Origin of the sequence: Facklamia miroungae (assembly GCF_012396555.1) — a bacterium.
Classification (GTDB): Bacteria; Bacillota; Bacilli; order Lactobacillales; family Aerococcaceae; genus Facklamia; species Facklamia miroungae.
Genome location: NZ_JAAXPS010000006.1, coordinates 80,219 through 93,757 on the forward strand (window position 1 = coordinate 80,219; position 13,539 = coordinate 93,757).

The window sequence follows — 13,539 nt, forward strand, 5'->3', positions numbered from 1 at the left end:
GAACTCCTCCTATTCAATAGACTTAGTAATTGGGGCAAAGGCCGCCATTAACTGCTTGATACCTTGTTCTGGAAAAGCAACTTTTAAGATTTGGTCATTGTTTGAAGTTTCAACCTTTACAATCGTTCCTTGTCCCCAGGCTTTATGATCAACCTTGTCGCCAACTTGCCACTTAATTAAATCTTGACTGGTCGTGTTTTGACCAGCTAGTCCTGCCCTTTTTTTCTGAACTGGGGCAGAGGATGGTCTTAGCTTAACTTTATTAGCTTGATGCTTAGCGGAATGTTTGGAAGTAAATTTATTTACTCTTCCTGCTAGTCCAATGCGTTCTATTAATTCAGGTTCCACTTCATCAACAAATCGACTGACTAGATTCTGTTGATACCGCCCGTATAAAAGACGATTAGATGCAGCCGTTAAATAGAGCATCTTTTCTGCTCGAGTCATCCCTACATATGCTAATCTTCTTTCTTCTTCAAGATCCTCCTCCTTATCAAACGAACGATAAGACGGGAAGATTCCCTCCTCCATTCCCACAATGAATACAACAGGAAATTCTAATCCCTTAGCGGCGTGAAGCGTCATTAAGGTTACACCTACTTGCTCATCATGCTCCTGATTATCACTTACTAAAGATAATTCCGTTAAAAAATAAGTTAATAAATCACTTGTTTCAACGATTTCATCTTCGCTTGGAAAATGTTCTTCATATAGATCCAATGCAATATTTGCTTCAGAAATAGTTTGCTCTTCTTGAATTTCTATAATTTTTAAATCTTGTTTTTGAAAATCAGGATCACTTTCACTTGTTAGAGTATGCTCTTCTTCATCAAATAGTTTAGTAACAGAGGCAAATTCTTCTAAATTTTCTAACCTAGCTTGGCTTTCAATTGTCCCTTCTTCTAGTAACGCTTGAGTATAACCGGAAAGTTCCCATACCTGTTCAACCAATTCACCCATCGATAAATACTGGGCTTGTTGCTGTAAATTTTTAATCATTTGTGCAAATGTTTTCAATTTATTCTGAATAGATCTTGAAATTTGTGATTGATCAAGGTGGTCAATGGCTTTTAGCCAAGGAAGCTGGATCTGATCTGCAAAAACAGCTAATCTTTCAACACTGGTATTACCAATCCCTCGTTTTGGAACGTTGATAATCCGATTAAAACTCAGATTATCGGCCGGATTATTAATTAGCCTTAAATAAGCTAAGGTATCTTGAATTTCCTTGCGAGAATAAAATTTTAGTCCTCCAATAATTTTATAAGGAAGATTAGCTTTTAGCAATTGATCTTCTAAGGATCTTGACTGAGCTTGAGTACGATAAAGAATAGCGAAATCATCATTTTTTAATTTAAAACGGTCCTTTAATTCGATTATTTCTTGTATAACAAAGCGTGCTTCTTCAGAGTCATTATCCGAATGATAAAATTTAATTTTACTGCCCTTGTCTTTTTGTGACCATAATTTTTTAACTTTTCGATTATTGTTATTTTTAATCACACTATTTGCAGCAGCAAGAATATTTTGACTTGAACGATAATTTTGTTCTAAAAGAATTGTTTTAGCTTGCGGAAAATCAGATTCAAAATTTAGAATGTTTTCCATATTTGCTCCTCGCCAACCATAAATTGACTGATCAGCATCTCCTACTACACAAATGTTATTCAAAATACCTGTTAATAATCGAATTAATAAGTATTGAGTATTGTTAGTATCCTGATATTCATCAACATGAATATATTGGAATTTATGCTGATAGAAAAGACGGACTTCTTCATAGTCTTCTAATAATTTTACTGTATTTAAAATTAAATCATTAAAATCCATCGCATTTGATTGTTTTAACTTGCTTTGATAAAGCTGATAAACTTTAGCTTGAATCTCTTCGATAAAATTACTGGCCTCTTGCAGAGAGTCTTTAGGACTTTTACCCTGATTCTTAGCTTGTTCAATCTGCCAAAGAAGACTTTTTTCTTTAAATTGTTTGCTATCTAAATTTAATTCTTTCAAAACTTGGCGCATCAAGGTCAGTTGCTCTGATTGATCTACGATGGAAAAATTGCGTTGATAGCCTATTTTTTCGCCTTCTCTTCTTAGAATACGCACACACATCGAATGGAAGGTAGATACCCAAATAGAGTCTGCGTCAGGCCCCACTAAGGCTTTAATTCGTTCTTTCATTTCATTTGCAGCTTTATTGGTAAAAGTAATAGCAAGAATATTCCATGGATTTACTTTTTCTTCTTCTACTAAATAGGCGATTCGGTGAGTAAGAACCCGTGTTTTACCTGAACCTGCCCCTGCTGCAATTAATAACGGTCCTTGGGTTGTTAATACGGCTTCTTTTTGCTTTTCATTTAAACGATCAATACTTTCTAATAAATTCATTTTCTCACTCCATTTCACCAACACTTTCAATACCTGATATTATATCAAAAAATCCAGTAATCTCCTATGTCCTTTATCAGCTTCTTCCTATTGACAGAATTCTATTTAGGCAAAATAAAAGAAGCTAATGTTATTAGCATCAGCTTCTTAAGCTTATTCAGGTTTATATAATTCCGTCATTTCAATTTGTCGATCACAAGACATTAAACTATCTCCCGTAATAATTACTTGTCCTTCTAAATGATTATGCCATTGATCTGGTACATTAACCAAAGAAAAGCCCCAATCAGTTCGTGACATATATTGAACCATAACACTTTCGAGATTCAAGTGTTCAATTGGAATAGCTATCGCCGCTGCGGACTTAGCGTGTAATGATGGGAGTGGCAGTCCTGCCATTGCTCGCATACAAGCTTCGTACTGAGAAACCGACATTGATCCAATGGTAAAGGTTGCTGCTTGAGACAAACCTATTGAAGCTTGATTGATATATATAACACCAGAGGAAGTGATGAAAAATTCTAAAGTCAAGGCTCCAATGAGAGTCAGCGACTCAGCGATTAACTGTCCTAATCGGTTAATTTCAGCAATCACTTCTTCAACAATTCTGGCAGGATAGCGCACCTGAGTTCCGATAATAAGACCTTTATCGACCAATTCGAATGGTGGATAAATGAGTATTTCACCCCGTTCATTTCTTACAACAGTCAAGGACACTCTCTTTTCTACGGGAATCCAAGCTTCTAATATACAGGTTGCTTGCTCAACCTTCTTTTCAGCTAAAACTAAATCCTCTTCATTAAAAAGAAGAACATGATCTTTAGCCTGATTCAAATGCCTTTGCCCTGACTTTAGCACACAGGGATAACCTATATACTCTATTGCTTCCTTTATGTCTTCAATGGAAGTAACCATCGAAAAAGGCGCGACTAAACTTTTAGTAGAATCTAAATATACTTTTTCTATTAAACGATCTGTCGTAATTGCGACTAAGTCTTCTGACAAAGCTAAGTCTGTATACGTTTCTAATAGTTTATAATGTCGGTTAGATAGTATGCCTGGCTCTACATATATCATATCTACCAGACTAGCAAATTCAATCAGACTTTCCTCTTTATAATCTGCATCAATCATTTGCCAAATAGCAAACTGCTTTACAGGGTTTTCAGCTTGATTTACCAAACTGGCTACTCGAAAACCAAGCTTGCCTGCTTCTTGAGCTAGTAAAGTCGTCGTAATAGATTGACCAATCATGCCAATCATACTTCCTGGATGATGTCTATGAGCCATCTAATCCCTCCATTGAAATAGTGTGTTTAAGGTTGATCATACTGGTATAATTGCCAATCTTCAATCATATGAATTAACTTTTCACCATAAGTTGGATCGGTCGCATAGCCTGAATCTTGTAAGGCTTGCGCTTGTGATTGAAAATCCTTTGCTTCTAATACAGCTTGATACTGATTGGGATCCCAAGAAGTGCCATTTATCATCAAAAGAGCATGCTCTCTCATAGACGCTTGCCAAGAAGGATATACCTTAAAATAATCATTAATTTCAACCCACTCTCCATCAAAAAACTCCATTGTCGGATATAGGGCTGAGTTAGGATCATCTGCACTTGTTTTAATCCCATATAAATTATGATGTTGACTAGCGAGTTGACTTCTGCCAAAATCTGATTCTAAAATTGCCTGAGCTAAAGACACCGAGGCATAGACGCCAAATTCTCTTTGTAACGCCTGGGCGGTTGGTACTAATTCTACGATAAATTGTTCTTTAAGAATTCTTTCAGATTGAGAAACTTCGTTTTGATCGATACTAGGTAAGGGTTGAGAAATCCACCGGACAAATAAAATTAATACGAGACCTGCAAAAATTATTATGAAAAAACTTAAACAACCTAATCTTTTAAAAAAAGCTTCTTGCCATCGTTTAAATTGCTTAAATTTTTTATTATTTTTAAAGGCTTTTTTTCTGGGTCTACTCGTTTTTTTGCGTTTTTTTTGCACCAATGGATTCACCACTTTATTATTTATTCATCTCCAGTATCTCTTACCTTATCACTTTGGTCATCAAACCATTGTAGGAGTTTTACTTCATCTGTTTCTAACTGTTGTCTTAAGACTCCAGGTAACCGTATCTCAATAATATCATTATATCCCCAGAATTGATAATCCGCGATTAATTGTAAAATCATTGTATTTTGTTGGTTTTCAGAATTTTCACTTTGATGCCATTCTAAACGCACCATACCGTGATTAACCCAAGTTTTAGCAATTTGATATTTAAGATAGAGATATTCTCCTACCGGATTAGCAGAGACTTCTGGAATAATTTCAGCATTGCGAACTACCTTTTGAACTAACATCCATTCATAATCCGTAAATAAAGTCGAAATGATTTGAATGTTTTCGAACTTAAGACCTTGTTCACCTTTTTTCCATCGATCCCACGACTGAGGACTAATGCCTAACTTTTCAGCATAAAATGCTTTTTCTGTTTGAAATTTCTCTTTAATTGCATGAATGACAATTTGAATGAGTGTAGGACTCATAGTAACTCCCCCTTTTTAATTATTATACACCTAAAAAGTGATATAAAAAAGTGGCAAATTTTTAAAAATAGAAAGACTTCAATATCGAAGTCTTTCTATCCCACTTAAGTCATTTCAAACAAATAGTCAATTAATAAAAGTACCAAGTTCCTTTTTCATCCTGATACCACGTTCCACGACGATATTCGTCGCCAAACCAATAATAGTTTTCTGTTTGCTTCCCATTATATAAATTATCAGTTGGCTCGACCCCAGCTTCCGCAGGACCTACTTCCACAGAGCTTTCTTCTATGGTGGTTTCTTGAACTTCTTCCCCTGTGATTAATTGAGTCATGAGATCATTTAAGGTTTGACTAATTCTTCCAACCATATCATAGGATTCATTGAATTTTTTAGTCAGAACTACATAAATATATTCTGAGCCTTCCGCTTGAGCAATTCCTGCAATATGCTGAAGTTGAGGATTTTCCTCAGTTGTCAATAGTTCATAGCGCTGAGTAACCAGCGCATTATAGTTAGGGAATTTATCCGTGTAAGGTGATAGGTTTACCGCTTCTTTAAGTAAGTTGTCATGCTCTTCATCGACCAATTGGTTTTTTGCTAATTTAGAGAGAAGATTTGATAGGTCTGTAACGTTTGTTACTGATCCAGTAATATAGGCCTCTTCCTCAATAGCCAGTGGTGCATTCATACGTGTGGCAAAATAACCTGATTCTTTTAACCAATAATTAAAACGATTAACTCCTTCTGCTAATTGAACTAAATGGTTCATAGCCGAGGCATCACCAGCTTGAATAGTTAAATCAATCAACTCTTGAACCGTATAAGAATCTCTTTCCTGACTTGCAACTTGTCCAACATCTCCTGAAGCAATTAATTGTGTTTTAACAGGTATTTCCTCATCAAGAGAGACGATTCCGTCTGCTACCAATTCATAAGTTCTTTGCAAAATAAACCAAGCAATCAATCGGTCTGCTTCCATCGTTTGATCTTCATAAACAAAAGGCGCTTGATCGCCCACCTTCTGAATTTGTAGAGCTACTGTTTCTTGTTCAGGGAAATATTCATTAACCGTTTGATTAAACTGATCGATTCTTTCTGCCTGATCTTGTTTATCTGGCACTTTATAGGCAATCTTTTCTGAAAAATTATCAGCAGAAATAAGAAGCGCCTGTTGGCTTGTGTCTTCACCAATTACAGATAAAGCAGGATCATTGAAAGATATTTTTAACATCTTACCTTCTTTAAATAGTGAGAATTCATCCTTCAATTCAACTTCTGTATCATTATACTTCACTTTAAATTTGAAGGTTTCTTGGTTCACTTGAGACAGAGAATTGACAAATTCTAAATCAATTTTGATGGTGGGATATTCTTCAACATCCACTTGCTTATCTTTGATTTGAAAGGCTGCTACTTCATGACTTGTCGTTTGTTCTTCTTTTAGTCCAGCTTCTTTAGACGAATTTTCATCTGATTCTGTTTTTGTAGTTGTTTCTATTTCTGCGGAAGAATTCTGGTCTTGCGAAGTCACTACTTCTTGAACAGGCTGTTCATTATTCTGACCGATCATTGGGTCCAAGTAACTCTTAACCATTCCCAATAACTGAGGACCGTATAGAAAAATCAAAAAGAAAACGGCTAAAACAATGAGCCATTTCAGCAAATTCCAAAGCAATTTGCCAAAATGATTCTTTTTAGTTTTTGGAACAATATAATCATCTTCCTCAGCATGCGACTCATTTAAAAATTCAGAGCTTGTATAGGGGTAGGAGAGGACTTCATCTGCTCTCCTTTTAAAAGCATCTTCTGAATCATCCTCTTCAGAAGAACTATTTGAAACTCCAACAATAGAACGTTCATAGGCTAATTTCGCTTCTTTTTCAGCTTCTGCTAATTCTTTTTCAAGCGATCGCCTTACAGGAACGTGACGAGTTACCTCGGGCTTGTAATTAGATAGATTTTGCTTTTGATTAGTTTTCTTCCCGCTGTTTGGATGATCTTCCGATTTTTTAAATGTATTTTGCGTTTTTTTATCTAAATTGCCTTGTTCTTTTTTATCTGCTTGATTAAATTTATAGCCACAGTATGCACACTGGGTCTTGCTACGGACATTTCGTCCACAATTAGGACACTGCATTTAATTGCCTCCTCTAAAATAATACCTTTAATAGGGTCTTAGTTTCACTCATTGTAGCATATTCTTAAAGCGGTTCACAATATGCTATAGACTAATCAAGCCCTTTAAGAGCTTCTACCATATTTATCCGTTTGATTTTGTGATGCATAATTAACATAACTGAACTTGAAAAAACAAATGTGAGAACAAAGGATATTAAATAGGATTGTAAAGTAGCTCTAGGATAGAAGAGCATCGAATTCATTTGCATCTGTTTCATAATAACATGTGTTAAAACACGACCAGCTAATAAACCAAAGAAGGATCCTAATACGGTTATAATAAATATTTCTTCGTAAACATAAAAACTAACTTCTTTTGCATAAAAGCCTAGGACTTTAATGGTTGCTAATTCTCGATTTCTTTCTTCAATATTAATATTAGTCAGGTTATACAAAACAACGAATGCTAAACCGGCTGCTGAAACTATTAAGACGATTGTAATCACATATAGACTATCCATTGTCTTGTTAACAACATCTTCAACATTCCCCATATTAACAACTGCTTGAACCTCTTCAATATCTTGCAACTGATCTTCTAAGCTTGTGCCTTTAGCATTTTCTTTATATTTCAACAAAAAGGCATTCACTTTGGCCGGCTTTTTAAATACTTGCGAATAGTCATTAGTACCCATATATAGGTAATGATTGACATAATTTTCAGCCGCTCCTTTTAATGGGATAGAGTAGGTTTCATCATCCAACTTAAAAGAAGCTTTAGATCCTGGTTTAAGATCAAATAACTCTGCTAATCGTTCTGTGTACACAGGACCTTCTTTTTCTAAATCAATAGGATCAGAATCTTTATCTTTACTACGTTGTCTGACTGAAACAAATTCTTCAAATACATTAGGCTCTCCCAAAGGAATCATTAATGTGACGTTTTCTTTTTCTTTTTCATTTTCGATATCTAATGATTCTGAATGTATAGGGTAAAAGGCTTCTATCTCATCGAATTGATTTAATTCTTCTTCAAGATTTTGGGTTTTATAATGCCCTTGTTCTTCTTTAAGGACTAATGTGGCATCGTATCGTTGTAATTGTTCGAACTGAGTAGAAAGTAATCCTGATATTGTGTCACTGATACCGAATCCTGTAAGAATCAACATTGAACATCCTGCTACGCCAATAAAAGTTGTTATGTTTCTTCCTTTATATCTAAAAAGGTTTCTTAAAGTCATCTTACGATTAAAAGATAACCTATCCCATAGGCCTGTCCATTTTTCAAGTAAAATTTGTTTACCTTGCTTAGGTGGTTCAGGCCGCAATAATTGCGCGGGTGCTTGTTTTAATAAAATATATGGCGTATATATAGCGGGTATTAATGTACAAGCCAATGCAATGGCTCCTACTATTAAATTCCAATAAGCTGATTTAGGAATCAGCAAAGAATCTAAATAATACATGGAATTATAGGCCTGAAGGATAATAGGTGGAAAAATTTGATAGCCCAAAGTTAGTCCTAGTCCAATTCCAATTACACCAGCCAAGCCTGCATAAACAACAAATTTTAATATCACTTGCCAGCGATCATAGCCCATTTGCTGCATCGTTCCCATATAGTTTCTTTGCTCACTTGACATACGTTTGACAGTTGTAAAAACGACTAAGACAGCAATTGCAAAAAAGAAAACTGGGAATAAGTTTGATATTACATCAAGTTTGTCCGCATTTTCTTTAAGCCCCTTATAGGCCGCTTCATCTTCTCGAGTGTTAACATAATAGCTAGGCGCTTTTAAATCATTTTGCAAATCGATGAGTTCTTCAAGTGCCAATTGACCTTCTCTTAATTCAAGATTATTTTCACCCACATTATCAACGAATGTCTCTTGTGATCGCTGTAACTGGTTACTCCCAAAGAATAATTTGTTTTTCCCAGTTAAACTTTGCTTTTGCCCTTCTATTAACTCTTCTTGCTCTTGCTGACTGCCTAATGCTTGAGGATTAGACGGATCTATATTGCCTTGAACGGACTGTTGAAGGAGGTTTGCTTCAATATCACTCAGATCTAATTGGGCCGTTTGAAGTTCCTGATCAGAATCAGCAAGCGTATTAGAGGCTTCAGAAAGGCTCTTTTTGGCAGCTTCAAAATCTTTCTTTGCTTTTTCTAAATCAGCGCTCAGTTCGTCATATTTTACCTGGATGTCTTTCTTGCTAGCTTCTAACCGTTCATCCGGGCGTGAAGCTAAAAGATCTTCCATTTTTTTCTTAACTTCATCTACTTCATGCTGATAGTTCGGATCATAAGCTTTACCTTCAATATTTTTGATCCAATAAAACACTTCACTATAATAACTCGTCTTTAGTTGGTCTTCTGAAACCAAGCCAAACACGGAATAATCTAATCCTCGAGTAATTCGCTCGTAATAAAGAGGTGTCTGCACAAAACCTACCACTTCATATTCATTACTCGCTAATTCGCTATCAGTTACTGAAAAAATTGAATCAGGATTATCACTGTCTATTTCTCCCTCAATGGGTTGCTTGTTGATTGCGATTTTTACTCTGTCACCTAATTGAACAGGTTCTTCTATATCCGCATTAATTAGATCAAGATATTTACTATCCAATGCTATTTCTGCTGCTTTTTCAGGAAATCTTCCTTTTATAATCTTATAGTTTTCCCTATCCTGTTGACTTACTCCATATACTTTAATCGGTTGGGTACTTGGCTCAACCATCCCAACTACAGATTTTACTGGACGTAAACGAAGTTGCGCTTCATCTTCTAGTCGTTTAAGATCGTTTTCATTCATCCCCTGCGAGGATAGTATTCGACCATCAGGCAGGTCATAGGTTTCATAATAATCGCGAGCCGTTTCTACCATAGCTGGCCCTGTCGCTTTAATACCAATAAAAAAAGCGGTTCCTAAAAAAACAATAGCCAATATCGATAGGAAACGGGGAAAGCTTTTTGTGATCTCACGAAAAATATCTTTTATGATTGATTTCATATTTCCTCCTTCTACCAATGTAAATCTAATACATTAGCGGGATGACTATTTTGATCAATATCTTCAACCTGTCCATTTCGGATTCGGATCACGCGATCCGCCATTTTAGAAATGACGGTGTTGTGCGTAATAACAACTACGGTTGTATCTGTTTCACGACAGGTGTCTTGTAGTAATTTCAAGATTTGTTTACCTGTTTCGTAGTCTAAAGCGCCTGTCGGTTCATCGCATAATAGAATTTTAGGTTGACCCGCTAAGGCACGAGCAATTGAAACTCTTTGCTGTTCGCCGCCTGATAATTGAGCTGGGAAGTTATCTAATCGGTGTCCCAATCCTGCTTCTTCGAGAATTTTCTCAGCTTCCACATTACTTTTAGCGATATGAACCATCAATTCAACGTTTTCTTTCGCCGTTAAATTCGGAACTAAATTATAGTTTTGAAAAACAAACCCGACATTATTACGACGAAATCTTGTTAACTGCTTTGCATTGTACTTAGCAATATCTTCGCCATCAATAATTACCTGCCCTGAAGTCGCCTGATCCATTCCTCCAAGAATATTCAGTGTGGTTGATTTTCCAGCTCCAGAAGGGCCTAGTATCACCACAAATTCTCCATCCTCAATGGTAAAGCTGACTCCGTCATTTGCTCGGGTAACTACTTCCCCTGTGTTATATTCTTTAACAACTTCTTTTAATTCGATATAAGACATAACTATTTCCTACCTTCCTTATTCAGCACAATAATAAACAAGAACCTTAAGATAAGCACTCGATGGATCTTCAGAAGTGGGATAATCATCTGGAAGTCCAAAACTTTGAATTAATTGAACTTTTTTCCCACTTAACCGACCCGCTTCATTCATATCTTCAATAAACTTTTCTTTGGTATAATTTGAATGATTAGTAGAAAGAATGCATAAACCACCGGGTTTTGTTATTCGAAATAAATCGATTGCTAAATTCAAATAATCTGTTATCGCCGAAAAAACATATTTTTTTGTGCGAGCAAAACTTGGTGGGTCACAAATAACCATATCAAAATCCTTTGAAGTACGTTTAGCGTAGTCAATATAATCAAAAACATCCATGATTCGAATTTCATTCCAATCATTATTCGTTTTCAAATCATTAATCGATAGATTTTCTTTGGTTAAATCGAAAGAACGATTAGCTACATCAACGCTAGTCGTCTTACTTGCTCCCCCAAGACCAGCTGCTATTGAAAAAGCACCAGTATAAGAAAAAAGGTTTAATACCGACATCCCTTGAGCCTGTTCTTGAACAAATTGACGTACTTCTCTTTGATCAAAGAAAATACCTGTCATCCAATCTTCACCTAAATAGACAGCATAGTTTCGCTCTCTTTCTTTAATAATTATAGGTTGAGACGCTTTTTTACCAGTAACATGACAAATTGCTTCTTCAGTTGAATCCAAATCGAAGCGTTTTGTTTCGTATATACCTTCAACATTAATTGTTGATTCTAAAAGGTTTTCAATCCACCAATCTTTATATTTATATGCTCCTCTTGAATACCAATTAATTTGAATAAAATGGTCATACCAATCAATCGATAGCCCACCTATCCCATCACCTTCACCGTTGAATAATCGAAACCCTGTAGTGGTTGGATCATTAAATAGTAATTGGCGATGCTCAATCGCTTCCTCTAAATATAAACGAAAAAGCTCTTTCGACCATAAGTCTTCATGATTTAAACTGAATACCCAAGCAAATCCTTTATTTTGACGACCAATTACCGCCTGCCCCTTAAAATGATGTTCTCGATCAGCTATAAATATAATCATGCCTTCAGGAGCATCTTCAATATCATAGGAATCTTCAAAATCTTCCAATAATAATAATTTTTCCCCCGCTTGGATTCTTCGACTAGCAAATGCTTTAATATAAAAATACTTCATTATAAAACCTCTTCCATTAATAAGCTAAATTCTATCCTCATATCACTAGTCTACAAAGAACTGCGCTTAAAGCTCTATTCATTTTCTTTAGTCAGCAATTCTTCCATTAAATAATTTGCTGCTGCTGGACTAATTGTTTTAAGTGTCTCTCTTTCCGGAATAATAACTTCTTTGGGTTCAAATGAATACTCTAAACGCACCCGCTTAGTTGATAATTCCGCCGTATCTTTACTGAAAAAATTAAAAGCAACATCTTCCACTATTCCTTCAACGACCACCTTCAAAGTTTTTTTTATGGGGTCGTAATCCATCTTAAAACCTGTAAGTTTCTCCGTCAAACCTTGGCTAGATAGTGAAAAAAGTTTATTAAATTGGGGTGTACGATAATGGTTATCATTTTTTTTACTGCGATTGGGTAATTCTGACTCGATTTTAACCCCAAGTAAAAAGTCATTAGCTTCCTCATTTATTTTAATTTGATGATTAAAATGATTTTCCCAATCTTGAAAAGACTGCATGGTTGAAGATGAAGGTGCTTGAATTAAGTGATCTATTTTATAGGACATGGAAAAAAAAGGTTCTTTATCGAAAAAAAGACTCGGAATATCCATTCTCTCAATATTCAAATGATATTGACCCTCATCGTAACTTATTTGACCACTATCAATTTTTTTAAGCTTATCCATATTAGGTATCACTATCAAAGAAGCACTAGGCTTTTCAATTAGATTGATAGTATCTATTGATTCATCTGAAAATTCTGTATAAAGATCATTATATTTATTAACCGACTCATCAAATCGATAATCAAAGTGAGCTTGTTTAAAATAAGCCAAGCTGTTTAATAATTCGAATTCTTGGATATACAAAAGACGATGCCTACCATAAGATATAAAATTTAAATGGGCTTCCGGTGGATAATAATTATCCAGATTGTACATCACATTGCCTTTTAAATTACCTTTTTTTGCATCCATCTGGAAAGTTGCTTGCCCCATTTGTTGCTCTTGATCAAGATTGGTCCAAGACATCTTAACTTCAAATTTCTCAATTTTTTCCAAATCAGATAAAGATTTTGAAAGTTGATCAAGTAAATCTTTATCAAAAACCTCTTCTCTCATCGTGGAGTTTTCTTGAAGGTCTTCTTTTAGTAATTGATTGGCTGAAGCAAAATCAGGAGTAAATAATTGGAGTGAAAATAACATACTCAAACAAAATTTAATGCAAAAACCAATTCCCTTTTTTCCCATAAAAGCTTCTCCCTTTCTAGTAGTTCTCTATCTTATTATAAATGAACTGAACTATTAATACACCAATAACCTATTTAAAAAGAAGATAGATCTTTTAAATCATAAAAAACCCTCTAAATGAGGTGACCCCCAAAAGTTAGAGTTAAAAACTAACTTTTGGGGGTCATTTTATGTCTAAAAAATATGCTTATGAATTGAAAATAAAAGTTGTTGAAGAGTATATTGAAGGAAAATTAGGTTACAAAGCTTTAACAAAAAAATATGGGATTTCATCTCCTTCT

General features: G+C 35.1%; 9 protein-coding genes. All 9 read right to left on the reverse strand.

Going from position 1 to position 13,539, the window contains the following annotated elements; genetic code table 11:
• Positions 1-9: 9 nt before the first annotated feature.
• The 9 genes from HF969_RS07085 to HF969_RS07125 all read right to left on the reverse strand — a co-directional run bounded on the left by HF969_RS07085 (position 10) and on the right by HF969_RS07125 (position 13,258).
• On the reverse strand, positions 10-2,391 hold the full coding sequence (locus HF969_RS07085) for a UvrD-helicase domain-containing protein (RefSeq protein ID WP_090290022.1): 2,382 nt from the start codon (positions 2,389-2,391) through the stop codon (positions 10-12).
• A gap of 153 nt (positions 2,392-2,544) precedes the next feature.
• Positions 2,545-3,681 carry an ATP-grasp domain-containing protein gene (locus tag HF969_RS07090; RefSeq protein WP_090290021.1) on the reverse strand — a complete coding sequence of 379 codons (1,137 nt, stop codon included), beginning with the start codon at positions 3,679-3,681 and terminating at the stop codon, positions 2,545-2,547.
• Positions 3,682-3,707: 26 nt separating this feature from the next.
• Entirely contained in the window at positions 3,708-4,403 is a 696-nt protein-coding gene (locus HF969_RS07095; protein ID WP_090290020.1) for a glycoside hydrolase family 73 protein, read from the reverse strand.
• Positions 4,404-4,426: 23 nt separating this feature from the next.
• Complete coding sequence (locus HF969_RS07100; protein WP_090290019.1) at positions 4,427-4,948, reverse strand: hypothetical protein; 522 nt, start codon at positions 4,946-4,948, stop codon at positions 4,427-4,429.
• A 130-nt stretch (positions 4,949-5,078) separates the two neighbouring features.
• Complete coding sequence (locus tag HF969_RS07105; RefSeq protein WP_090290018.1) at positions 5,079-7,088, reverse strand: serine hydrolase; 2,010 nt, start codon at positions 7,086-7,088, stop codon at positions 5,079-5,081.
• 91 nt (positions 7,089-7,179) lie between these two features.
• A complete protein-coding gene (locus HF969_RS07110; protein WP_090290017.1) occupies positions 7,180-10,083 on the reverse strand; it encodes an ABC transporter permease in 2,904 nt (967 codons plus the stop codon).
• 11 nt (positions 10,084-10,094) lie between these two features.
• Complete coding sequence (locus HF969_RS07115; RefSeq protein WP_090290016.1) at positions 10,095-10,796, reverse strand: ABC transporter ATP-binding protein; 702 nt, start codon at positions 10,794-10,796, stop codon at positions 10,095-10,097.
• Between the two features lie 18 nt (positions 10,797-10,814).
• Positions 10,815-12,008, reverse strand: a complete 1,194-nt coding sequence (locus HF969_RS07120) for a class I SAM-dependent rRNA methyltransferase (protein ID WP_090290015.1) — start codon at positions 12,006-12,008, stop codon at positions 10,815-10,817.
• 74 nt (positions 12,009-12,082) lie between these two features.
• The gene (locus tag HF969_RS07125; protein WP_090290014.1) at positions 12,083-13,258 is read right to left on the reverse strand and encodes a hypothetical protein; all 1,176 of its coding nucleotides are present in this window, start codon (positions 13,256-13,258) and stop codon (positions 12,083-12,085) included.
• Positions 13,259-13,539 lie beyond the last annotated feature (281 nt).

Excerpts from the sequence above, each read along its gene's own strand:
- HF969_RS07100 (WP_090290019.1), bottom strand. The coding sequence starts at position 4,948 with ATGAGTCCTACACTCATTCAAATTGTCATTCATGCAATTAAAGAGAAA.
- HF969_RS07120 (WP_090290015.1), bottom strand. The coding sequence starts at position 12,008 with ATGAAGTATTTTTATATTAAAGCATTTGCTAGTCGAAGAATCCAAGCG.
- HF969_RS07105 (WP_090290018.1), bottom strand. The coding sequence starts at position 7,088 with ATGCAGTGTCCTAATTGTGGACGAAATGTCCGTAGCAAGACCCAGTGT.
- HF969_RS07090 (WP_090290021.1), bottom strand. The coding sequence starts at position 3,681 with ATGGCTCATAGACATCATCCAGGAAGTATGATTGGCATGATTGGTCAA.
- HF969_RS07125 (WP_090290014.1), bottom strand. The coding sequence starts at position 13,258 with ATGGGAAAAAAGGGAATTGGTTTTTGCATTAAATTTTGTTTGAGTATG.
- HF969_RS07110 (WP_090290017.1), bottom strand. The coding sequence starts at position 10,083 with ATGAAATCAATCATAAAAGATATTTTTCGTGAGATCACAAAAAGCTTT.
- HF969_RS07115 (WP_090290016.1), bottom strand. The coding sequence starts at position 10,796 with ATGTCTTATATCGAATTAAAAGAAGTTGTTAAAGAATATAACACAGGG.
- HF969_RS07085 (WP_090290022.1), bottom strand. The coding sequence starts at position 2,391 with ATGAATTTATTAGAAAGTATTGATCGTTTAAATGAAAAGCAAAAAGAA.